A 22875-nucleotide genomic window follows, 5' to 3' on the forward strand; every position below is an offset into this window, starting at 1 on the left:
ACAATTTAGGCATGCCTTTTGCTTTTTCCGTCATTCTTGATTCCTCCTTATGATTTATTGATGTTTTAATATTTTTTTGGCTGTATCATGGATCAACTCAGAAATGGTAGGGTGGGCGAAGACTGTGTTTGCCAATTCATCAACAGTACCTTCCGCTTCATGGACGGCAAGAATTTGGTGAATCAGGTCCGCCGCATTGGGTCCGACAATCACGGCTCCCAATATTTCCCGATATCTCCTTTCGGATATGATTTTGACAAATCCTTCTGTTTCATTGGCGGCAATGGCCCGTCCATTGAATGAAAACGGCATTTTTTCGACAATTACGTCATAGCCTTTTTTTCTTGCTTCTTCTTCACTCATCCCGAATTCGGATACTTCCGGTTCGATGAATAGGGGGCGGGGGATGCTGTATGGCGATACGGGCCTTTCTTTTTTGCCGCTCATGGCCCGGACGGCTTTGATGCCTTCCGCGCTGGCCGAATGGGCGAGAGTATAGCCGCCGATTAGATCGCCAACGGCATAAACATGTTTCATGCTTGTTTCATAATATTCATTGACTTTCACAAATTGCTGTTTTTCATCCAACTCAAGTCCCATCGCTTTTGGAATCTCAAGGTTTTGTTTTCTCCCCGTTGCCACCAAAAGTTGGTCAAAAGGAATTTCCCCATGGCCGGAAAGGACAACCTTTCCTTTTTTCACTTGCTGTATGGACGCTTTTGTGATGATTTTTATTCCTAAGCTTCGAAGCTTTTCTTTTACAATGGCACGGGCTTCCAGATCAACCGTCAGCAATATGTCCGGTGCGGCTTCGATAATCGTGACATCGGCGCCGAAACTTTTCATGGCATAGGCCAATTCCACACCAATCACACCGCCGCCGATGATGGCCAATTGATTCGGTAATGTTTCCATGTCAAAAAAGGTGTTCGTCGTCAAATAATCTATATCGCTCAAACCTGGGATGTTCGGGATGAAGGGGGCACCGCCTGTGGCAAGCAACACATTTTTTCCGTAGTATCGCTCTCCATTCACTTCGAAAATTTTTCCTTCCACGTATTTCGCTTCGCCTGCAATATAATGGATGCCATTCTTTTTAAAGGTCATGTGAATGCCGGATTGTAAGGTGGAGATAATTTTGTTTTTTCTTTTCACAACGGATGGGAAATCGATTTGATTCACTGTTACGGATAAACCGTTTGCATTAAGGGCCTGTACGGCGGACAACCAGTGGCTGTATTGCAAATAAGCTTTGGAAGGGATGCAACCCACATTGAGACAGCAGCCGCCAACGGCATTTTTTTCAATCACCGCCACTGAATTCCCGAGCTGTGCCGCTTCTTCCGCCGCAACATATCCCCCAGGTCCTGCTCCGATAATGAGTACATCATAAGTTTTCAAGGAATCACCTTCTTTTTTTTTTGTGGGAAGAGTTACATAAGTAAGAATTTTCAGAATAATGAAAACGTTTATGAATTAATTGTAGCGAATTTCAAAATATCCGTCTATAGATTTTTTGAAAATTATTGGAACTTTGTTACAAAATATAACAGTTTTTAAGGTTTAATGGGATGAAATTTCGGGAAAAGAGAGAGAGGATAGGGGTAATCCCCTCCTTCATTGAAGTGGAATTATATCGGTTCATAATGGAAAACCGGTTCATCATTTTCGATGGAAATGGTAATACGGACATTTTCGCCGATTTGATTGGCGATGATATCCCGGGCAAGCGGTGTTTCAATGTGCTGGACGATAAACCGTTGAATTGGACGTGCTCCATAAATTGGATCGTACCCATTCTCCGCGATCCATTGGATGACCTCCGGAGTTGCGTGCAGAATCATTTTGTTTTCATTTAAGCGTTCATTGAGTTCTTTCATCATGATTTCCGCAATCGCTACCATTTGTTCTTTCATTAATGGATTGAAAATGATGGTTTCATCAATCCGGTTTAAAAATTCCGGTCTGAAATGGGCCTGCAATTCGTTCATGACCGCTTCCCTTGCTTCAGATGTAATGGCACCATAATTATCAATCGAATCCAATAGCAGTTTTGATCCGATATTGCTTGTCATAATTAAAATCGTATTTTTAAAATCCACCGTCCGTCCTTGGGAGTCCGTAAGTCTTCCTTCATCGAGCACTTGCAATAGAATGTTGAAAACATCCGGATGGGCTTTTTCAATTTCATCGAGAACGATGATGGAATGGAGCCGATGCCGGACCGCTTCCGTCAAGTGGCCCCCTTCGTCATAGCCGGCGTATCCCGGCGGAGGACCGATGAGTTTCGCGACCGCATGTTTTTCCATATACTCTGACATGTCCAATCGCACCATATCCAGCTCGGTACCGAACAACACTTTTGCCAGCACTTTTGCCAGTTTTGTCTTGCCGACGCCGGTAGGGCCAAGGAACAGGAACGAGCCGGTCGGTTTATTCGGATTTTTAATGCCAGCCCTTGAACGCAAAACGGCATGGGTCACTTTTTTCACCGCTTCATCTTGTCCCACGATGTATTGATGTATTTCGTCCTCCAAATGCAATAGCCGTTCCCGTTCATTTTCCATAACGCCTGTAATTTTGATTCCCGTCAGCCTTTCCACGACGCGCTCGATATCTTCGGCGGTCACTACATTATCGATAAAGGTTTTGCTTTGCTTTAATGCCTCCCATTGTTGTTCCAGCCCTTTCAGTCTCTTTTCGGATGCAGGAATGTCACCGGTTTCCAATTGAACGATTTGGCCGACTTCATTGTTCTTTACCGCTTTTTCGTATAACTTATGCAATCTTGCCAAATTTCTTTTTTCCCGCTGCGTGAAATGGAGCATTTCCAGCTCTTTGGCCCATTGCTTTTCCATTTTTTCCTTTTCGGTTTCCAAATTTTTTAGCTGTTGTTCAAATGTATGCCGGTCAAATGCCGGGTCGGGTTCCAACTCATGCTTATAAAGGGCAATTTTTGCTTGCAAAATTTGTTCGTTGATTTTTTTGATGGAGTGGGGGACTTCATTTAAGGAAATCCGTTTGACTGCGCTGGCTTCATCCATCAAGTCAATGGCTTTATCCGGCAAATACCGGTCGGTGATGTAGCGTTTCGAAAGTTTGACGGCCGCTTCGATGGCTTCATCGGTGATTAGGGTTTCGTGATACAATTCATAATCCTCTTTAATGCCCCGCAGAATTTCAATGGTTACTTCAATCGACGGCTCATTGACGATTACCCGCTGGAAACGGCGCTCCAATGCTTTGTCTTTTTCGATATATTCCCGATATTCATCTTGCGTGGTTGCGCCAATGCAGCGAAGTTCTCCGCGGGCAAGCATCGGTTTTAAAATATTGCCGGCATCCATGGAGCCCTCTGTACGTCCTGCACCGACGATTGTGTGGATTTCATCAATGAAGAGGATGATCCGATTATTGGATTGTTTCACATCATTTAATACGGCTTTTAATTTTTCCTCAAATTCCCCGCGATATTTGGCTCCTGCGAGAAGGGAACTCATATCGAGATTGTAGACGACTTTATCGAGCAAATTATTTGGAACCTCTTTGTTTACGATTTTTTGGACCAACCCTTCAACGATAGCGGTTTTCCCGACCCCGGAGCTTCCTATCAATATCGCATTATTTTTATTTTTTCTTGTCAATATGCGGATGATATCGTTGATTTCTTTTTCTCTGCCGACAACCCGGTCCACTTTCCCCTCTATGTATCGTTGATTCAAATTGACTGCATATTTGTTTAAAGAATCGTATAGCGCTTCCTGGTTGTCGGATGTGACATTTTGCCCGTTTCGCGTTTGATTCAATTTTTCATAGATGGATTCTTTTGTGACATGATGTTGGATCAGATATTTTGTAATCGGATTAAAATCTTGCTCAAATAGGGCAATCATCAAATGCTCAACGGAAATAAACCGGTCCCGCAGACGTTCCGCTTCGATTTCCGCTTGTTTGAACAGCCTTTTTAGACGTTGGCTCTCTTTTTCTCCATAGGCGATTTCCGTACTGGTTAAAGAGGGGATTTTATCCACTTCCTTATTGACGAGTTGGATTAGTTCATCCATATCAATGTTTAATTCCTGGTAAAAGTGATAGGCAAAGTGGTCCGGTTGCAATAAAGCGGCCCAGAGATGGGGAATATCCAGTTGATAATTCAGTTTCTTTTGGGCAATCTTTTTCGCATTCAGGATTCCTTCTTTTACCGACATTGTATATTTTGTTGTCATGTTATCACCCTTTGCTATAGAATAGGCAAACTTTGTAAATCTATCGTAAGCGAAAAATCCTATGAAAATCAATCTTATTTCTGAATTTTTCGCCAATTCGGTTTAGGAAAGCTTTATGGATGCAGGACAGGCAGAGGGTGCAAAAATATTAACCCCTCCGCTTATTTAAAGGGGAGGGGAATGATGTCATTTTTGAACTTTCGCTTTGTCTTTTTGGAATATCCCTAATGCTTCAATTCTTCGGATGGCTTCCCGGAGCCGGTCTTCTTCCACGAGCAGCCCCACCCGGATATAGCCTTCGCCGTGCTCGCCGAATCCGTTGCCGCTTGCGACTGCCACATCCGCCTTATCCAATAGGTAATCGGAAAATTCTTGGCTCGTAAACCCTTCCGGAACCGGCAACCATGCGAAGAAGGAGCCTTTTGGCGCTTTTACATTCCATCCGATTCGACGGGCTTCTTCCACCAACACATTGCGGCGGTATTCATAAACTCGTCTCAGTTCTTCCACACATGATTGGTCGCTGTTTAAGGCATATGCGGCTGCCCGCTGTACGGCAGGGAAGAGGCTGCAAAACAGATGGTCTTGCAACAAGTTGATGGCTTCAATGATGTCGCGGTTACCCACCGCAAAAGCAACGCGCCAGCCAGCCATGTTATAGGTTTTGGATAAAGTGTAAAATTCAACGCCGATTTCTTTTGCGCCTTCCGCTTGCAGGAAGCTCACGGGTTTTTCTCCATCAAATCCAAGGGCGCCGTAAGCAAAATCGTGGACAACATAAATGCCGTGTTCTTTTGCAAACTGCACCGTTTTTTCAAAGAACGCTAAATCGGCTGTGGCGCCAGTCGGATTGTTTGGATAGTTTAAATACATTAATTTGGCTCGCTTCTTCACTTCCGGTGATAAAGCATCGTAATCTGGGAGAAAATCATTTTCTTCAAGTAGCGGCATTGTATCAAAATGAACATTTGCCAGTACTGGTCCGGATAAATAGTCGGGATATCCCGGGTCCGGCAGCAGCATATAGTCGCCAGGATTCAACACGCAAATGGGCAGTTCCACTAATCCCACTTTGGCGCCGCCTAAAATCGCCACTTCATCGTTCGGGTCGATGTCGACATGATATTCTCTTTTGTAAAAGTCGCTGACGGCTTGTTTTAATTCCGGCATGCCGCGGAACAAGGAATATTTGTGGGTAGCAGGGTCCGTTGCTGCTTCTTGGAGGGCTTTCACGATGTGAGGAGGCGTTGGCCGGTCCGGATTCCCCTGTCCGAGATTAATCACGTCCCTCCCTTCAGCAATTGCCGCATTCACTTTTTGAACAAGGGAAGCAAAAAACTGAGTAGGAAGTTTTTTTAATGTATTTGATAATTCCATGGCCATCCTCTTTTCTTATCTTGATTGGATTCACAAAATCTGTCATTCTGTATTTTAAGGAAATGTCCGTATATAATTATAAGTAGATATGTAGGAATATTATTATTTTTTTGAATACTTGTCTAGGGGGATATGAGATGAAAATAGGTTGCATTCAAATGAATGTCGGGTTTGGGAAGGTAGAAGAAAACTTCCAGAGGGCAGAACAGTTGATTCGGGAAGCAGCAAGCCAAGGAGCAGAAATGGTGGTGTTGCCTGAGATGTGGAATACCGGCTATGCCCTTGAAAAGTTGGAAGAATTGGCGGATGAAAATGGAGAGCGCACTAAAGCGTTCTTAAAAACTCTTGCCCGCGAGCTAGGCATACATATCATTGGAGGCTCTGTGGCAACAAAGCAAAACGGCAAATTTTATAACACGATGTATGTGGTGAATCGCGATGGAGAATTAATAAGTGAATACAGCAAAGTACATTTATTTAGATTGATGGATGAAGAAAAGTATTTAGAAGCAGGAGACTCCATGAACTGCTTTGAATTGGGCGGTCTTCCGGCAGCGGCTGTGATTTGCTATGACATCCGCTTCCCTGAATGGCTTCGCGCCCATGCATTGGCAGGAGCAAAAGTATTGTTTGTATCAGCCCAATGGCCAACCCCAAGAATTGACCATTGGAAAATTTTATTGCAAGCACGGGCTATTGAAAATCAATGTTTTGTGATTGCGGTGAACCGGATTTCCCGCAAACCGGAAAACTTTAATGGCCAGTCAATGGTGATAGGACCTTGGGGCGAAGTGTTTTGGACAGGGGCGCAAGATGAGGAATTGGCAGTCATTGATGTTGATTTTTCAATTGTGGATGAAGTGCGCACACGAATTCCCGTATATGACGACCGCCGTCCAGAATTGTATGGAAAAGTGGTAGATTTCTAATTATGGTTATAAAAATTTGGAGATAATCATATAACCTGTCGATATTGTCACAAAACCAAGGGATATGTTCACAAAACTGGGTGTTATGGCCACAAAATTTGGGGATAAAATTATAACCTATCAATATTGTCACAAATCCAAGTGTTATGTTCACAAAATCTGGGGATAAAAATATGTCCATCACCCCAAATGACAAAATGCATGATAATATACTTTTGAGGTGAACAAATTGAATCTACCCCAAACCTTTCAAGACAAAATGAAATGCTTGTTGCAGGAAGAGTATGATGCGTTTATCCGAAGCTATGAGGAAGAAAAGAACCAAGGTTTGCGCATCAATACGTTAAAAATTTCAATAGAAGATTTTTTAAAAATCAATCCTTTTACAATCGAAAAAATTCCATGGGTGAAGGAAGGATATTTTTATCCCAACAACGAACGGCCTGGGAAACATCCTTATCATGATGCAGGTTTGTATTATATTCAAGAACCGAGTGCGATGGCGGTAGGGGAGTTGGTCGACCCGAAGCCGGGGGAAACAATTCTCGATTTATGTGCAGCACCGGGCGGAAAAACGACGCACCTTGCTTCTAAAATGAATGGACAAGGACTTTTGGTTTCTAATGAAATCCATCCGCAGCGGGCGAAAATTTTATCCCAAAACGTGGAGCGGATGGGCATCAAAAACGCTATTGTAACCAATGAAACACCCGAGCGATTGGCTGCGCATTTTCCAAGCTTTTTTGACCGAATTTTAGTGGATGCTCCGTGTTCTGGGGAAGGCATGTTTCGGAAAGATGAGGAAGCCCGCTTGCATTGGAGTCCGGAAAACGTGGCCCTTTGTGCAAGCCGGCAAGATGAAATTCTCGAATATGCCCAAAGCATGTTAAAGCCAGGGGGAAGACTGGTTTATTCCACTTGCACTTTTTCGCCGGAAGAAAACGAAGGAACAATCAGCCGCTTCCTTGAAAAATATCCAAACTTTGAGATTGAACAAGTGGAAGTGTATGAAGGTTTCAGCCCAGGAAGAGCCAATTGGGTAAAGGGGGCTGCACCAAATATTGAGCAGACAATTCGCATTTGGCCCCATCGTGTGAAAGGGGAAGGCCACTACATTGCGGTGCTGAAAAAGAATAATGGGGATGAACTGCCGCGGTTGAAATATGCAAAAACGAAACTCGATCCAAAAATGCTGAAGGCTTATCAAGAATTTGCTGGCGAAACGTTAAATAGCATGCCTTCTGGATTTTTTATTGCCTTCAACGATCAGTTCTATGTTTTGCCTGAGGAAGCGCCGACATTGGAAAAATTAAAAGTGCTTCGTCCAGGTTTGCATTTGGGAACGTTCAAAAAGAACCGCTTTGAACCTTCCCATGCCCTGGCATTGGCTTTACGCAAGGAAGAAGCGAAGAGAGTATTCGATTTATCGGCAGATTCAAGTGAAATCATTTCTTATTTGAAAGGAGAAGTTTTGTCGGTAAACGGCGTCAAAGGATGGCATTTAATCACCGTGGACGGCTATTCCATCGGCTGGGGAAAACTTGCCGGAAATATGATGAAAAACCATTATCCAAAAGGCTTGCGCTGGATGGGGAATGATTAGGAAAGCGCATAATACTATTGAATTCACCTATCAACAAATTAAAACTTTCACATACATTAACATTAACCTCTCGAGGCTGCAGCTGCGGCTTTGGGGGGTGTTTTTATTTACAAAATTACAATAATTATTCCAAATAATACAAATTTTTTCTAATATATAAGTAAAAATGATTAGGAAAGAAGGGGATTCTATGAGTAAAGTATTGGGATTGGATATTGGCATATCATCCGTAGGTTGGGGAATTATTGATACCGAGACAATGGAAATTATTGATGCTGGTGTAAGATTATTTGAGGAAGCGACGAGAAATGCTAACGAGGAAAGAAGAGGGTTTAGAGGATCAAGAAGATTAAAAAGAAGAAGAAATCATCGTTTAGAAAGGGTAAAGAATTTATTTGAAGAGTACGGTATTCCAACAAATTCAATTGGAACTGGAAACCCATATGAAATTAGATGTAAAGCGTTAAAAGAAAAAGTATCATTGGAAGAATTAGCAATTGGCCTTTATCACATTGTGAAAAGGAGAGGTACTGTTTTAGATGCACCTTTGGAAGAAGAAACAACTGCTGGAGAGTTATCTACAAAAGAGCAATTGAAAAGGAACAGCAAAGAACTGGAAACGAAATATGTCTGTGAAATACAAATGGAAAGATTACAAAAAGGATTAGTTCGTTCCCATGAAAATCGTTTTCGTACAGAAGATTATGTTAAGGAAGCGAAAGCAATTTTGAATAGACAAGCCCAATTCTATCAAGAAATCAATGATGAATTTATTGAGAAATATATTGATCTAGTTCAAAGAAGAAGGGCATATTATGAAGGACCAGGATCAGAAAAATCTCCTACGATATATGGAAGATTTTTTATTAAAAATGGGGAACTTCAAGAAATGTCAATGATTGAAAAGATGAGAGGAAAATGTTCGTATTTCCCTGAAGAGCCTCGTATTGCAAAAATGTCTTTCACTGCCGAATTGTTTGATTTATTAAATGGTGACTTAAATAAACTGAGAGTAAATGGTGAATATTTGACAGAGGAAGATAAAGTTTATATTGTCGAGGAAATTGTAAAAAAGGGTCAAAAGGTAACTATTGATAGAATCTTAAAATATAAAGGATTACCAAAAGATACCTATGTTTCTGGTTATAGAGTCGATCTTAAAAAAAATCAGCCATCCTTTACAGAATTTAAGGGATACAAAAGAATTTTAAAAGCTGTAAAAGAAAATGATTTGCCAAAAGAAATATTAGATAACGTTGAACTGTTAGATGAAATCAGTGAAATTCTTACGGCAGAGAAATCCTATAAAAGAAGAGAACATGATATAAAAGAAGCGTTGGAGAAATATTCTACTTTTGATGAGCGTACAAAGAATAACATCATCAATGCCTTAAAAGAAATCACAGAATTTAAAGGTTATCATTCATTATCTAAAAGAGCAATCCAGCTCATCTTACCGGATTTGTGGAAAACAAACAAAAATCAAATGGAATTGTTTAGCGAACTAGGTTTAGAAGGAAAGAGATATAAAAATATATCTAACGGAAAGAATATTAAGTTTGATGATTCTGCGATTTTAAGCACAGTGGCAAAAAGGGCCCATCGGGAAGCAATTAAAATTGTCAATAAAGTAAGAGAAGTCTATGGTGAATTAGATTCGATTGTTATTGAAACAGCAAGAGAGAAAAATAGTGAAGAAGCCCAACAAAGATATGGGAGATGAATCGCCTTAACTATATTTTACTGAATCTATATTATTTTCAGTAAAATTAAGTAAAATATAGTTAGATGGGAGGTGAAAAAATGTATTTTTGTATCAAGCAACAGCTAAATGGTTTGACGAAAGAAGAATACTTGACTCTTAGAGAACTGTGCCATATTGCCAAAAACATATACAACGTCGGATTATACAATGTCAGACAATACTATTTTGAACACAAGGAATTTCTTAATTATGAGAAAAACTATCATCTTGCAAAAACGAACGAAAACTATAAGCTGTTGAACAGCAACATGGCACAGCAAATTTTAAAAAAGGTTAATGAAGCTTTTAAATCTTTCTTTGGCTTAGTAAAACTAGCCAAACAAGGCAAATATGACTACAAGGCTATCAGTATCCCAAAATATCTTAAAAAAGATGGCTTTCATTCACTAATCATTGGTCAAATTCGTATAGACGGCAACAAATTCACGATACCGTATTCGAATCTGTATAAAAAGACTCATAAGCCTATCAAGATAACGATTCCGCCTGTGTTGCTTGACAAAAAGATTAAGCAGATTGAAATTATTCCTAAACATCATGCCAGGTTCTTTGAGATTCAGTACAAATATGAAATGCCTGAAGATCAAAGAAAATTAAATGACCAAAAAGCACTGGCGATTGATTTAGGATTAAATAATCTCGCCACTTGTGTCACATCAGACGGCAAATCGTTCATCATTGATGGGCGGAGATTAAAAAGTATTAATCAATGGTTTAACAAAGAGAATGCCAGACTTCAAAGTATTAAAGATAAGCAAAAAATCAAAGATACAACTCGTAAACAAGCTTTGCTTGCTATGAATCGCAATAATAAAGTTAATGATTATATCAACAAGACTTGTCGTTACATCATAAACTACTGTATTGAAAATCAAATTGGCAAACTTGTCATTGGCTATGCTGAAACATTACAGCGCAATATGAATCTAGGAAAAAAGACAAATCAAAACTTTGTCAATATTCCTCTCGGTAATATAAAAGAAAAACTAGAGTATCTTTGTAAATTTTACGGCATTAAATTCTTCAAACAGGAAGAGTCATATACGTCTAAAGCCAGCTTTTTTGACGGCGATGAGATTCCTGAATATAATGCCGACAATCCAAAAGAATATAAGTTCAGTGGCAAACGTATTAAGCGAGGTTTGTATCGAACAAAGTCCGGCAAACTAATCAATGCTGATGTAAATGGTGCATTAAACATTTTAAAGAAAAGTAAAGCTGTAGACCTGAGTGTCTTATGCTCTAGCGGCGAAGTGGACACGCCTCAAAGAATAAGGATTGCTTAAAGCAGTCAAACTTCTTTGGAAGCCCCCACTTCAAATTTTCGCTAGAAAATTAAGTGGGGGTAGTTCACACGGAAGAGCGTACGAAAAGCTTCCTTTATCCAAAAGAATTTTTGGGGCTCAGCAGTGTAGGATTTGTGTTGAAAGCCGATAAAGCGGATATTCATAGTTTGAGCGATTTTGCTTCTGCAGGATATACCCTTGCGCCAATCGCTGCAAGCAGTGCCCAATATACACTGGTTGATGAATATAATAAAGCCAATCCAAACAACCAAGTGAAACTGAAAGCAGGGGATGAGTTTAACTTGGATGTGGTGCAGTGGGTGAATGAAGGACGGGTCGATGGAGGAATCATCATCGAAGCTATGTACAATGCGCAAGTGGCTGATGAAAATGGGCCATACCACCAATTCAAAGACGATCTTGTCTACAATGAGTTTGCCGTAATCAAAACATGGCCGCTTTTCAACAAGAAAAACATAGAACTTGCTGCAGCTTATGACGAAGCGATGCAGGAAATTAAAAAGACGGACAAATTGAATAAATTAATGGAAAAATATTACGGAAAAGATTTGTTTCCGCTGCTTGAAGCAAGTCAATGATATTTTGATGGCACGTGTTTTCGTGCCATTTTTTGTGGAAGGAACCATCTGTCATGGTCACAAAATTTCGGCTTGTTCATGATAAAATAGATGTAAAGAATATTGTAAAGAAGGTGTCGGTATGAAAGAGGCTTTATTGATTGTGGATATGAGCAATGACTTTGTGGCCGATGACGGCAGTTTAACGGCGGGGAAACCTGCTCAAGACATTGTTCCTTATATTGTGGAAAAAGCCAATGAGTTTTTAGAGAAGGACCAGATTGTGGTTTTTGCGATGGATGCCCATCAAGAAAACGATCCGCATTTTGACTTATGGCCGCCACACAATGTGGTGGGTACAAAAGGGCAAGAGCTTTATGGGGATTTGTACACATGGTATGAAGCCCATAAAGAGCATCCAAATGTGTTGATGCAGCCGAAAGAAAATTACAATGCCTTCTATAACACTGGGCTTGCGGACAAGCTGCGTTCCCGTGGTGTGGAGAAAGTTCATGTGTGCGGCGTATGCACCGACATTTGCGACTTTTTAACGGTTGCAGGAGCCGATGCAGAAGGGTTCAAAACGGCCGTTCATAAGCGGGGCGTTGCGACATTTACCGGCCAAGGCGATCTTTTCATCGAGCATATGAAACGATGCTTCTTTACGGAAGTGGTGGAGTAATTCGAAGATTTTTCGGATGGGGGCTGTCCGAAAAGTCGATTGAATCGACCTTCGGCTCAGCCCTTTTTTCTGTTTTTAGGGTACAAAAAAATCGTCCTTTTTTATAGAATGAAATTGACCAAAAAACATTCTAAAGAAAGGACGATTTTTTATGAATAATCAAATGACTATTCAAGAAAATTATAACACGCAATTAGAAATGACTCTAGAGGGTATTCAAAAAATAGAGGTTCAAAAGAACAAGAAACGCAAAAAGCTAGTTTTCCAACCTTATTGCAATCGTCAAGTCATGAGCATTTTAGATATCGAAATGTATATTCCTGAAAATCATGTCGCCCGTTTAGTGGATGAAATGGTGGAATCGATTCCGGATGAAGTGTTGTATACTCATTATGTTGGTGGGGGTCGTGCACCCTATCACCCTAAAATGTTATTGAAAGTGATTTTATATGCGTACACTCAAAAAGTTTATTCAAGTCGGAAAATGGCGCAAATGGTGAAAGAAAATCTTCCGATGATGTGGTTGGCGGGATTGCAAACCCCTGACCATCGCACAATAAATGATTTTCGTAGTGTTCGTATGTCAAACATGATGGATTCTGTATTTGAACAATTTGTCCTTCAACTAGTAGAACAAGGATTTATCGACCTCGACCATATTTTTGTGGATGGTACGAAAATAGAAGCGAATGCCAACAAATATACGTTTGTATGGCGAAAATCCGTGCGTGAGGACATCTGAACTTGAGCTGGTCCTTATCAGCTCCCCAATAAGTCATTTCATAACCCATGGAACAACGCGGAGTTCCATTGGAAGAAATCCTTTCAGGAGGCTCTTTTTCGTTGCACAAATTGAGCGGGATAATGGCTTGTGCTCCAATGTTTTTGGCTGATTCATAGTTTTTTAGTTGGTCATATCCGCCATCCATGATCAGAAATTCAATTTTGGATTTGGTACGCTCTGCCACTTGCTCGATTAATTCTGGTGCGACTTCTCCATCGTTCACATGGGCAGGGGTTATTTTTATGGCCATTGGCAGTTCGCTTGCGGTATCGACTGAAAGATGCATCTTATAGCCAAACCAGGTAATTTTATTGCCGAAGGAATCATATTTTGCGCCCCAATTGGCATTACCCGTTTGTTCACTACGCTTTTTGGGCTGTTTCTTTTCATAGGCATCAATGGCGGCACTGTCGATGGCCTGGTGGCTGCCGTCAATTATTCCTTGTAAATTTTCACATTATTTCAGGCTGACTTTTTCAAATTATTTTGGTTCGTTTTCTGAAATAATGTGCAATTTTTTTGCGGATTATTTTAGATTTTGCGAGCAAAATACATATAAATCCATGAAATTGTTTGGATAAATCGTCGGAGATAGAAAGAAATGAGTTGTCTTTTTGATGGATTTGTGCCGGTTTGATGAAGCGCATCATGGAGCCATTGAACGATGGTACGAGTCGTATGTTGAAAGTATGGGAGAAGAAAGTGAGGGAGGATGGACACCGTTTGGAAACAAATCGAACAACGAAAACGGCAGATCAAGAGACGATATTCCTTTTCTGCGGTGATGGCATTCCGTTCATAAAAACCATGGCGATGAAGGGAATGCTTCGCATGACAATGTGGGCACTCCTCCACCATAGGAAAGTCATTGTTTTTTCCTAATTCATGATAGGTTTCGAGATCGACTCCAAAATCATGAATCAAGATCACAGATCTTCCATCCCCCTATGAAATAATTCACAAAAAATTTAGCACATTTTTTCAGAGGATGGCAAAGATGATTCCGAAGGAATTTGAAAAAATCGTACTCTTTTTAGATGAGATAAAATGAAAGTTTACAATTCCTTCCTCCTGAGCTAACTGTACCAAGTCAAGGAAGATCTTTTCAGCCAGCTTTTTTTTGGTAAGTGCTGCAAAAACCCGGCTGAGAGTGGAGATCCCTTAGAATCCCTTCTCTGGAATGACCGTCAGCCCCTCGGGGTGAAGAACTTCTCAACTGTTTAGCATAAGGGCGTAAATCAAGCGAGCTAAAAAAGATTAGGTAATTTCTCTTTTGACTCTAATTTTTGCAGTTCTTCAAAGGAAAATAGGCTTTCTTGTAGAATATACAAAGTGACTTCCTCCTTTTGAATTTTTTGTTGTTTCGTCACTTCAAAAATTCTACATTTTAGGGGTGAAGTCCTTTTTTATGTCTTTGAAATCCTTATGGCTCTTGGGTCAAAAAATATGCAAAATGCTCATATAGAATTTGAGTAGATAAAGTTGAAGTTACAGACGCAAAAAATCTACTCTTTTAAAAAAGATCAAGGTGTACTCCAAATCATCCCAACGATATAAACCCAAAGGATATAAAAAATCACCGTAATGAAGTTGGTCCACAATGCTAAATTGTTTAACAGACGATATTTAGGGTCGTTACGTTTCCCTATATAACCAATAAGCCCTCCTACTATCCATAAAGTAATTAAAAGATAGCCATTTGGATTTGTTGAGAAAACAATCATTAAAATGGTTATTATCCATATTCCTAATGATAAGTATTTATACAATTGATTCTCCCTCCTTTAAATTTTGTTAATGTAAAATATATAATTTTTATTTTACCAAATTATGATAGTTGAGTTAATTTCATAATTCTCACCCCTTGATTTTCAAGGGATTCAAGACAATAAAAAATGGGTACCTCCCCAAATTTCGTTATAATGGTAGGTAACCAAATCCCAAACCAATTTCAAAAATAAGGAAACAGAGCGAATGGAAAAACTCATTGTTTTCTCCATTCGCTCTGTTTTTATGGACTTTTTAGACAAGCCCTTTTATTTTTCCGGATGTATAGTTGGGATTTTCGTTTAAACGGATTATTATGTATCGTTGAGGTTTAAAGGAAAGAATATCGGTTAATGATTTTATTAAATCATAAAGTTAATGAAATTTATATATCATTAATACGGATTTTATAATAGGAGGTGATAGGGGTGACGTTCATGAGCATAACTGTATATGAACAAACACAAAAGGAGATTGAATGTGCTTATTTGGAAAAAGATAAAGCAAAGATTGAAAAAGAAACGTTGAATGTATTGAATTTTGTGATTATCATGTTCATCAACAAGTTTGAAGAGCGTATTAATAAGACTATTTTCGATCCAGATGATTTTCAATTGAATGAAGAATATTTGTTGTCTGAAGAAAATCATCAAGAGTTAAAACAGTGGGTTAATCGGCTATCATTGATGGAATTTCCTATAAATGATGAGGAATTTGGAAAACTAATAATTGAACTAGAGCAATGGTATTACAAAATTGGTGGTAAAAATTTGAAAATTTATTATAATGAAAATTATTTGCTGACACCGAAAGAGGCAGCAAATATGCTTAGCGTATCTACCGTAACAATTCATAAGTACATGAAACAGGGACTCGAGAACTTGGAGACACGTTCCCATCGAAAAATTCCGAAACACGCGGTTCTGTTATGGAAAGATTCGAAATATTGTATTTTGATGCAAAGGATTTATCATGAGAAAAAATTGCGAAATCAAACGCCGGAAGACCGTATTAAAGAGGCTAAACATGAATTGCTAGACTTGCAATTAAAGTACGGTGTGGACACTCTTGAACAGGCGTGGAAGCTAGTGGATGAAGAGAAGATGGACATCTCTGAATATTATGAATGGGAAGCTCTAGAAGATGAACTACGGGAGTTAGAGGGAAAACTCAAAGGGAAGGGAATCCGTGAGTAAAACACATAGAGATGTAAATGAACTGCTGAAATCGGCAGACATTCATCAAATGATGAATAAGTATGGTCATCTTCTTGAGTTTTATCCAAAAATTGCTGAAAGGGATTCAATTTTTCCGAAATACAAAAGAACATCCAATTTATTATCTGTTTTATTTCCACTGTGTTCATGGCATTACAGGATTGTATGCTATGGAGCGATATAATGAAGAAGGCTGTGTCTGGAAGTATTCCTATGAATGGAAAATTATTTATCCGAAAAAAGGAAAACATTTAAAACATATATCGGCATGGGGAAATGAACTTCATGAAGATGAAGAAACAAGGAAAGAATTCATTGTTGCATTTACTCCACATCATCATCACATTCCGGGATACCGAAGAGCGAGAAAAGAAAATTGGGATGTTTGGACATTGGAAGAGACATTTGAATTTGTTGCTTATTACATTCAGTCTGGAAAAGAATATAAACCTTGAAAATACATCTAAAGGAATTTGTTCTTTAGGTGTATTTTATTTTTCTCTAATTTTTAGAAACCTATGTCGGATAGAGCATTTTCCACCACGTAATTCCCAAATTCCCCCACTTGTCGTTTCAATCATCTCATTCTAAAATAAAGAATAGAACGTATGTTCCTTTCATACAATGTAAACAGGGGTGGTTCATATGAGGGTAACGGAACTGAATTACACGAACTTTAGCCCCGAAAAATTGCATCGCCTTCTTCCGTATCGTTCGATTATGTGCATTGATATGCGCTGCTTTTATGCCAGCTGCATGGCGATGCTTCACAATTTAGATCCAATGAAAGTGCCGATTGCCGTTGTAGGAAACTTTGAGCAAAAGGGCAGCATCGTGCTTGCCGCCTCGCCACCGATGAAAAAACGTTTTGGCATCAAGACGGGTTCGCGCCTGTATGAAATCCCGAAACATCCCGATATTCGGCTGTTTGAACCGAAAATGGAGTTTTTTGTGCGGATGTCCATGGAGATTACCAATTTAATCAACCAATTCGTACCGAAAGAAGCGATTCATGTCTACAGTGTGGATGAAAGTTTCGTGGACTTGACGGGCACTGAAAAATTTTGGGGGCCGCCGGAAAGAACGGCAAAGTACATTCAAGACAGCATCTACCGACAATTTCAAATTCCAAGTGCGGTAGGGATAGGGCCCAATATGCTGATGGCAAAACTCGCCCTTGATTTAGAAGCAAAGAAAACAGACTTTGCCAAGTGGACTTACGAAGATGTGCCGAAAAAATTGTGGCCTGTTGAACCACTTTCGGAAATGTGGGGCATCGGCCGCCGCACAGAACGTACGTTGAATCACATGGGCATTTTTAAAGTAGGGGATTTAGCCCATGCAGATTTAGGGCTGCTTGAAAAACGCTTTGGTATTTTAGGCAATCAACTATACTACCACGCGTGGGGAATTGATTTATCTCCCCTTGGCGCACCTCTTGTAGAAGGGCAGATCAGCTTTGGCAAAGGGCAAGTGCTGATGAGGGATTATCGCACGCGCAGCGAAATCCTCGCCGTCATTTTAGAAATGTGTGAAGATGTGGCACGCCGGGCAAGAGAAGCCTATCAAGCAGGGAGAACCATTTCCCTCGGTGTAAGCTACAGCAAAGATGCTTTTGGAGGAGGTTTCCATCATGCCCGAACGATGGATGAACCGACGAATGATACGATGAAAATATATGAAGTATGCAGGGAACTGTTTGATGAACATTATGCAGAACGTCCGGTAAGGCAAATTGCCATCAGCCTTTCGAAATTGGAAACAGAACGCTCGATGCAATTAAGTTTTTTCGACCAGCAAAAATGGAAAAGGAGAAAACTCGGCGCCGCGATGGATGCTTTGCGCTCCAAATGGGGGCCGACTGCTGTGCTTCGAGCCGTTTCTTATACGGAGGCAGGAACGGCGCTTGAGAGGGCGCAACTTTTGGGCGGCCATAAAAAATAAAAAGGTGCTGCTTTGTATAGAGGTGAGAAAGATGATTCGAGACCGTGGAAATATTAAATGGAATGCAATGATGCTCCCGGAACACGTGAAAATGCTCCGGGAATGGAGAGAAAAAGATGAGCGCGAAGAAAAGCCGGTTTTGGATGAATGGGCGCTGCAAGATTTGAACGAGCAGCTTCTTATTGCCTATCAAAATCACTATGAAGTCGAATTAAAAATTTGGAAAAAGGACCGCACTTCTAAAGAGACAGGAAAGATTGCCGTCCTTGATAATAAACGGCGCATTTGCATATTGGAAGACGGCCGCTCTTTTCCTTTTGAATCCATCTATGGCGCTACCATTTTGGAATGAAAATGCCCCCCTTCTCTAGTCGAACCAATAGCCTACTAGAAAGCACTGGCATATAAATAGTTTACAACATACTCTATATTGCTCGCGAAGTAGGTTTGAATTCATCAGAGGAGGGGCGAGATGAAAAGAATCCTTGTCACTGGTGCGCTTGGACAGATTGGTTCAGAATTGGTGAGAAAACTCCGATTTGAGTATGGAAAAGACAATGTATTGGCAACGGATATTCGGGAAGATAAAAATCATGACGGTCCCTTTGAAGTATTGGATGTGCTCGATGCATTAAAAATGTACGAAGTGGCGAAAAAATTCAATGCGGACACGATGATTCATTTGGCGGCATTACTTTCTGCAACGGCTGAAATCAAACCCATTCTTGCCTGGGAATTAAATATGGGCGGCTTGTTGAATGCATTGGAAGTATCAAAAGAATTAAATATGCAGCTCTTTAACCCAAGCTCCATCGCTGTCTTTGGACCATCAACGCCAAAAATCAATACCCCGCAAGAAACATTGCAGCGGCCAACAACGATGTATGGCGTCAATAAAGTAGCAGGGGAGCTATTATGCGATTATTATCACTTGCGCTACGGGGTAGATGTAAGAGGTCTCCGCTTTCCAGGGCTAATTTCACCGGGAACACCGCCTGGGGGAGGCACAACGGATTACGCAGTGGAAATTTATCATAAAGCGGTAAATGAAGGAAGCTACACTTCTTATATTGCTGAAGGGACTTATATGGATATGATGTATATGCCCGATGCTTTGAACGCGATTATCGATTTAATGGAAGCTGACCCTGCTAAATTAACCGTTCGCAATGCCTATAATGTTTCTGCCATGAGCTTTGACCCGTCGGAAATTGCAGCGGAAATCAAAAAACATATTCCTCATTTTGAAATTAAGTATGATGTTGATCCAGTGCGGCAAAGCATTGCAGAAAGCTGGCCAAATTCCATCGATTCATCCCAAGCCATTGCGGATTGGGGATTTAATCCGATTTATGATTTGCAGACAATGACAATTGATATGCTTGATAAAATCGGCGGCGGCATCACAAGCAAAACACCGATTTAAAAAGAAAGGGGAGTTCGGCAGTCCGAACATCCCCTCATGGTTTATTGATTTTTGAGCAATTCAAATACTTGTTGCACGTCTTTATCGCCGCGTCCGGAAATATTGACGATGATTGTGTCTTCAGGTGATAAAGTCGGTGCAAGTTTTAATGTGTGAGCAACGGCATGGGAGCTTTCAAGGGCAGGAATAATGCCTTCTGTCCTTGATAATACTTGGAAAGCTTCCAGCACTTCCTCATTTGTAACTGTTACATATTCGCCGCGTCCTGTTTCATGCAAGTAAGCGTGAAGTGGGCCGACGCCTGGATAATCCAAGCCGGCAGCGATGGAGTTTGTTTCAAGCAAATTGCCTTCTTCATCTTGAAGAACGTAGCTTTTGAAACCATGAAGAATGCCAGGGGAACCTTTTGTCAGCGTTGCAGCGCCAGCAGGTTCCACACCGATTAAACGCACGTTTTCGTCATTGATATAATGGGAGAAGGCGCCAGCCGCATTGCTTCCGCCGCCTACCGCTGCTACAACTGCTGTCGGTAGTTTGCCTTCTTTTTCTAAATGCTGCGCACGGCTTTCACGGCTAATAACGGATTGGAAATGCTCAACAATTTCAGGATATGGAGTAGGGCCTACTGCTGAACCTAGTAAATAGAAAGTGTTATCATGGTTTTTCACTAAATCTAGGAATGCCTCATCCACCGCTTCTTTTAATAAGCCGTTTCCTTTATCCACCGCCACAACTTTTGCGCCAAGAAGCTCCATGCGGAATACATTTAGCGCTTGGCGTTTCGTATCTTTTGCCCCCATGTAGATTGTACATTCCATTCCGAACATCGCAGCAGCTGTAGCAGTGGCAACTCCATGTTGTCCTGCTCCCGTTTCAGCGATGATTCTTTTAGCTCCCATACGTTTGGCAAGCAAAATTTGGCCAAGCACATTGTTTAATTTATGGGAGCCCGTATGGTTTAAATCTTCCCGTTTTAAATAAATTTTTGCTCCGCCTAATTTTTCCGTTAAGTTTTTAGCAAAATAAAGAGGTGTTTCACGGCCAGCGTATTCTTTCAAATAAAAGTTGAGTTCTTCGTTGAAAGCAGGGTCGTCTTTTACTTTTGCAAATTCTTCTGCAATTTTTTCAAGCACTTTTTGCACATCATCCGGAACGAAGCTGCCGCCATAGTTTCCGTAGTAGCCATTTTGAATTAATGTTTTGCTCATGATTACAACTCCTTTTTTATATTGGGTGATATGTTCACAAAACAGGGCGATATTGTCACAACCCCCAGTGATATGTTCATAAAACCAGATGATATTTTGAAGATAAATGAAGATTAAGCCAAAGGAACAGCCTTCGAAGCTTTCACAAGGTTTTCAATTGTCTCCCAATCGCCTTTTGTCAAACAATCGACAATTTTGCTTCCCACAATGACGCCGCTTGTAAAGGAGCCAAATTGCTTTACGTGTTCAGGGGTGGAGATGCCGAATCCCGCTAAAACCGGCGTATCCGTGTAGCTTTGAATTGTTTTGAAATGATCTTCCAAATTTCCTTCAAAAGAGGAACGGGCGCCAGTGATGCCGTTGACGGTCACCGCATAAATGAATCCTTCGCTTGCTTTTGTGAGTTTTTCAATCCGCCCCGGTGTACTTGTAAGTGACACAAGCTGCACTAAATCAATGCCAGCCGCTTGTAAAGAGGGATGGACTAACTCGCTTTCCTCTAATGGCATATCCGGAATAATAACGCCGCGGATACCTGCTTTATATGCATCTTTTGCAAAGTCATCAATTCCATAAGCTAAAATCGGATTCAAATACGTCATTGCCACTAAAGGAATGGCAACTTCATCTGCAAATGTTGCAAGGGTTTCAAGCACTTTTCGCAAAGTCGTTCCCTTTGCCAAAGCTCGTCGGCCTGCTTCTTCAATCGTTGGCCCATCAGCAACCGGGTCGGTGAAAGGGATGCCCACTTCAATGGCTGTGACTCCTAGTTCTTGAAGTTTTAAAATGGTCGGTTTCAACGTTTCAAGCCCGCCATCGCCTGCCATGATGTAAGGAATAAATGCTTTATGGCCTTGAAGATTGGTTTCTAAAATGGCTTCTTTGATTCGGCTCATGCTAAGTCACCTCCAAGGGCATCGTAAATCGTGTGCACGTCTTTGTCGCCGCGGCCGGATAAACAAACGACAACGATTTGGTCTTTCCTCATCGTTTTGGCTAGCTCTGCCGCATAGTGAACGGCATGGGCGCTTTCAAGGGCAGGGAGAATACCTTCTGTTCGGCAAAGAAGCTTTACGGCTTCAAGCGCCTCCTCATCTGTTGCCATGACATATTTTGCGCGGCCGGTTTCATGCAAATAGCAATGTTCAGGACCAACTCCTGGGTAGTCAAGACCTGCAGAAATGGAGTGGGCTTCTTGCACAAATCCGTTTTCATCTTGCAATAAATACATATAAGCGCCGTGCAGTACACCTGTTTTTCCAGCATTGATGGCCGCTGCATGTTTGCCGGTTTCAAATCCTTTTCCGGCAGCTTCCACGCCATATAATGCAACTTCCTTGTCTTCTACAAAAGGATAAAACATCCCGATGGAATTGCTGCCGCCTCCGATGCAGGCTACAACAGCGTCAGGAAGGCGGTTTTCCTTTTCTAAAATTTGTTTTTTCGTTTCATCCCCGATGACTCTTTGGAAATCGCGAACGATGGTAGGGAAGGGATGGGGCCCCATCGCAGAACCTAAAATGTAGTGGGTTGTTTCTACATTCGTCACCCAGTAGCGCAAGGCTTCGTTCACCGCATCTTTCAACGTTCTGGATCCTTTTTCAACAGCCACGACTTTTGTGCCTAAAAGCTCCATACGGAATACGTTTAATGCTTGGCGTTTCACATCTTCTGCTCCCATAAAAACGATGCATTCCATTCCAAGAAGGGCGCAGGCGGTTGCTGTCGCTACACCGTGTTGGCCGGCGCCTGTTTCAGCCACAATTTTCGTTTTGCCCATTTTTTTGGCAAGCAATGCCTGGCCGAGGGCATTGTTGATTTTATGTGCGCCGGTATGGTTCAAATCTTCCCGTTTTAAATAAATTTTGGCGCCGCCGCAATATTCAGTGAGCCGTTCCGCAAAATAGAGGGGCGTTTCTCTGCCGACGTAGTCTTTTAAATAGTAGCGGAGTTCCTGTTGAAAAGACTCATCGTGTTTATAATGTTCATAAGCTTCTTCCAGTTCTTGCAAAGCAGTCATTAAGGTTTCCGGCACAAATTGTCCTCCAAAACGACCGAATTTGCCTTTTACGGTTGTCGTCAT

The 22875-nt window shown here is 41.0% G+C and carries 20 protein-coding genes and 2 pseudogenes; 12 read left to right on the top strand and 10 right to left on the bottom strand.

The annotated features are described in order from the left end of the window. Nucleotides 1–54: 54 nt before the first annotated feature. The 3 genes from lpdA to DKZ56_RS04295 form a co-directional block, all read right to left on the bottom strand. Nucleotides 55–1401 carry a dihydrolipoyl dehydrogenase gene (lpdA, locus tag DKZ56_RS04285; RefSeq protein ID WP_208651535.1) on the bottom strand — a complete coding sequence of 449 codons (1347 nt, stop codon included), beginning with the start codon at nt 1399–1401 and terminating at the stop codon, nt 55–57. A 230-nt stretch (nt 1402–1631) separates the two neighbouring features. After that, a complete protein-coding gene (locus tag DKZ56_RS04290; protein WP_208651536.1) occupies nt 1632–4226 on the bottom strand; it encodes an ATP-dependent Clp protease ATP-binding subunit in 2595 nt (864 codons plus the stop codon). 186 nt (nt 4227–4412) lie between these two features. Beyond that, nucleotides 4413–5603 carry a pyridoxal phosphate-dependent aminotransferase gene (locus DKZ56_RS04295; protein WP_281275685.1) on the bottom strand — a complete coding sequence of 397 codons (1191 nt, stop codon included), beginning with the start codon at nt 5601–5603 and terminating at the stop codon, nt 4413–4415. Nucleotides 5604–5740: 137 nt separating this feature from the next. Between DKZ56_RS04295 and DKZ56_RS04300 the strand changes: the two genes are divergently transcribed. The 7 genes from DKZ56_RS04300 (at nt 5741) to DKZ56_RS15490 (ending at nt 13188) form a co-directional block, all read left to right on the top strand. Next, nucleotides 5741–6532 (top strand): carbon-nitrogen family hydrolase, encoded by a 792-nt coding sequence (locus DKZ56_RS04300; RefSeq protein ID WP_208651538.1) that lies wholly within the window; start codon nt 5741–5743, stop codon nt 6530–6532. Between the two features lie 229 nt (nt 6533–6761). Then, on the top strand, nt 6762–8135 hold the full coding sequence (locus tag DKZ56_RS04305; protein ID WP_208651539.1) for an RsmF rRNA methyltransferase first C-terminal domain-containing protein: 1374 nt from the start codon (nt 6762–6764) through the stop codon (nt 8133–8135). Between the two features lie 190 nt (nt 8136–8325). After that, the gene (gene cas9 / locus DKZ56_RS04310; protein ID WP_208651540.1) at nt 8326–9858 is read left to right on the top strand and encodes a type II CRISPR RNA-guided endonuclease Cas9; all 1533 of its coding nucleotides are present in this window, start codon (nt 8326–8328) and stop codon (nt 9856–9858) included. Nucleotides 9859–9938: 80 nt separating this feature from the next. After that, entirely contained in the window at nt 9939–11186 is a 1248-nt protein-coding gene (locus tag DKZ56_RS04315; protein ID WP_208651541.1) for an RNA-guided endonuclease InsQ/TnpB family protein, read from the top strand. 53 nt (nt 11187–11239) lie between these two features. Further along, the gene (locus DKZ56_RS04320) at nt 11240–11785 is read left to right on the top strand and encodes a transporter substrate-binding domain-containing protein (RefSeq protein ID WP_208651542.1); all 546 of its coding nucleotides are present in this window, start codon (nt 11240–11242) and stop codon (nt 11783–11785) included. Between the two features lie 121 nt (nt 11786–11906). Next, nucleotides 11907–12446 (top strand): cysteine hydrolase family protein, encoded by a 540-nt coding sequence (locus DKZ56_RS04325; protein ID WP_208651543.1) that lies wholly within the window; start codon nt 11907–11909, stop codon nt 12444–12446. A gap of 310 nt (nt 12447–12756) precedes the next feature. Further along, the gene (locus tag DKZ56_RS15490) at nt 12757–13188 is read left to right on the top strand and encodes a transposase (protein WP_484421935.1); all 432 of its coding nucleotides are present in this window, start codon (nt 12757–12759) and stop codon (nt 13186–13188) included. Here the strand turns inward: DKZ56_RS15490 and DKZ56_RS04335 are convergent. The 4 genes and pseudogenes from DKZ56_RS04335 to DKZ56_RS04345 form a co-directional block, all read right to left on the bottom strand. Beyond that, nucleotides 13172–13675: pseudogene (locus tag DKZ56_RS04335) on the bottom strand (transposase); the annotation flags it as partial. The gene DKZ56_RS15490 and the pseudogene DKZ56_RS04335 sit on opposite strands and share 17 nt — an antisense overlap. An 86-nt stretch (nt 13676–13761) precedes the next feature. Next, nucleotides 13762–14088 (bottom strand): DUF6431 domain-containing protein, encoded by a 327-nt coding sequence (locus DKZ56_RS15350; protein WP_245989632.1) that lies wholly within the window; start codon nt 14086–14088, stop codon nt 13762–13764. A 162-nt stretch (nt 14089–14250) separates the two neighbouring features. Next, nucleotides 14251–14561 (bottom strand): annotated as a pseudogene (locus DKZ56_RS15935) (transposase); the annotation flags it as partial. Between the two features lie 192 nt (nt 14562–14753). After that, nucleotides 14754–14999 (bottom strand): hypothetical protein, encoded by a 246-nt coding sequence (locus DKZ56_RS04345; RefSeq protein ID WP_173661257.1) that lies wholly within the window; start codon nt 14997–14999, stop codon nt 14754–14756. A 435-nt stretch (nt 15000–15434) separates the two neighbouring features. Between DKZ56_RS04345 and DKZ56_RS04350 the strand changes: the two genes are divergently transcribed. The 5 genes from DKZ56_RS04350 to DKZ56_RS04370 all read left to right on the top strand — a co-directional run bounded on the left by DKZ56_RS04350 (nt 15435) and on the right by DKZ56_RS04370 (nt 19584). Next, nucleotides 15435–16193, top strand: coding sequence for a MerR family transcriptional regulator (locus DKZ56_RS04350; RefSeq protein ID WP_208651546.1), 759 nt, complete (start codon nt 15435–15437; stop codon nt 16191–16193). Nucleotides 16194–16255: 62 nt separating this feature from the next. After that, nucleotides 16256–16669, top strand: coding sequence for a hypothetical protein (locus DKZ56_RS04355; protein WP_208651547.1), 414 nt, complete (start codon nt 16256–16258; stop codon nt 16667–16669). 190 nt (nt 16670–16859) lie between these two features. Beyond that, a complete protein-coding gene (locus tag DKZ56_RS04360) occupies nt 16860–18158 on the top strand; it encodes a Y-family DNA polymerase (RefSeq protein WP_208651548.1) in 1299 nt (432 codons plus the stop codon). 31 nt (nt 18159–18189) lie between these two features. Continuing rightward, the gene (locus DKZ56_RS04365) at nt 18190–18510 is read left to right on the top strand and encodes a YolD-like family protein (protein ID WP_208651549.1); all 321 of its coding nucleotides are present in this window, start codon (nt 18190–18192) and stop codon (nt 18508–18510) included. A gap of 120 nt (nt 18511–18630) precedes the next feature. Beyond that, complete coding sequence (locus tag DKZ56_RS04370) at nt 18631–19584, top strand: NAD-dependent epimerase/dehydratase family protein (protein WP_208651550.1); 954 nt, start codon at nt 18631–18633, stop codon at nt 19582–19584. Nucleotides 19585–19625: 41 nt separating this feature from the next. Here the strand turns inward: DKZ56_RS04370 and trpB (DKZ56_RS04375) are convergent, their stop codons facing one another. The 3 genes from trpB (DKZ56_RS04375) to trpB (DKZ56_RS04385) form a co-directional block, all read right to left on the bottom strand. Beyond that, nucleotides 19626–20792 carry a tryptophan synthase subunit beta gene (trpB, locus tag DKZ56_RS04375; protein WP_208651551.1) on the bottom strand — a complete coding sequence of 389 codons (1167 nt, stop codon included), beginning with the start codon at nt 20790–20792 and terminating at the stop codon, nt 19626–19628. 113 nt (nt 20793–20905) lie between these two features. Further along, complete coding sequence (trpA, locus tag DKZ56_RS04380) at nt 20906–21688, bottom strand: tryptophan synthase subunit alpha (protein ID WP_208651552.1); 783 nt, start codon at nt 21686–21688, stop codon at nt 20906–20908. Beyond that, nucleotides 21685–22875 carry a tryptophan synthase subunit beta gene (trpB, locus tag DKZ56_RS04385; protein WP_208651553.1) on the bottom strand — a complete coding sequence of 397 codons (1191 nt, stop codon included), beginning with the start codon at nt 22873–22875 and terminating at the stop codon, nt 21685–21687. The genes trpA and trpB (DKZ56_RS04385) overlap by 4 nt, the downstream gene beginning before the upstream one ends.

The organism is Ureibacillus thermophilus, assembly GCF_004331915.1.
Taxonomy (GTDB): domain Bacteria; phylum Bacillota; class Bacilli; order Bacillales_A; family Planococcaceae; genus Ureibacillus; species Ureibacillus thermophilus.

Bases quoted from the DNA above. Each gene is read 5' to 3' on its own strand.
- DKZ56_RS04315 (WP_208651541.1), top strand. From the start codon at position 9,939: ATGTATTTTTGTATCAAGCAACAGCTAAATGGTTTGACGAAAGAAGAA.
- DKZ56_RS04295 (WP_281275685.1), bottom strand. From the start codon at position 5,603: ATGGAATTATCAAATACATTAAAAAAACTTCCTACTCAGTTTTTTGCT.
- DKZ56_RS04365 (WP_208651549.1), top strand. From the start codon at position 18,190: ATGATTCGAGACCGTGGAAATATTAAATGGAATGCAATGATGCTCCCG.
- DKZ56_RS04370 (WP_208651550.1), top strand. From the start codon at position 18,631: ATGAAAAGAATCCTTGTCACTGGTGCGCTTGGACAGATTGGTTCAGAA.
- DKZ56_RS15350 (WP_245989632.1), bottom strand. From the start codon at position 14,088: ATGGTGGAGGAGTGCCCACATTGTCATGCGAAGCATTCCCTTCATCGC.
- trpB (WP_208651551.1), bottom strand. From the start codon at position 20,792: ATGAGCAAAACATTAATTCAAAATGGCTACTACGGAAACTATGGCGGC.
- DKZ56_RS04290 (WP_208651536.1), bottom strand. From the start codon at position 4,226: ATGACAACAAAATATACAATGTCGGTAAAAGAAGGAATCCTGAATGCG.
- DKZ56_RS04360 (WP_208651548.1), top strand. From the start codon at position 16,860: ATGAGGGTAACGGAACTGAATTACACGAACTTTAGCCCCGAAAAATTG.
- DKZ56_RS04325 (WP_208651543.1), top strand. From the start codon at position 11,907: ATGAAAGAGGCTTTATTGATTGTGGATATGAGCAATGACTTTGTGGCC.
- DKZ56_RS04300 (WP_208651538.1), top strand. From the start codon at position 5,741: ATGAAAATAGGTTGCATTCAAATGAATGTCGGGTTTGGGAAGGTAGAA.
- trpB (WP_208651553.1), bottom strand. From the start codon at position 22,875: ATGACGACAACCGTAAAAGGCAAATTCGGTCGTTTTGGAGGACAATTT.
- DKZ56_RS04355 (WP_208651547.1), top strand. From the start codon at position 16,256: ATGGTCATCTTCTTGAGTTTTATCCAAAAATTGCTGAAAGGGATTCAA.
- cas9 (WP_208651540.1), top strand. From the start codon at position 8,326: ATGAGTAAAGTATTGGGATTGGATATTGGCATATCATCCGTAGGTTGG.
- DKZ56_RS15490 (WP_484421935.1), top strand. From the start codon at position 12,757: ATGTATATTCCTGAAAATCATGTCGCCCGTTTAGTGGATGAAATGGTG.
- DKZ56_RS04350 (WP_208651546.1), top strand. From the start codon at position 15,435: ATGAGCATAACTGTATATGAACAAACACAAAAGGAGATTGAATGTGCT.
- trpA (WP_208651552.1), bottom strand. From the start codon at position 21,688: ATGAGCCGAATCAAAGAAGCCATTTTAGAAACCAATCTTCAAGGCCAT.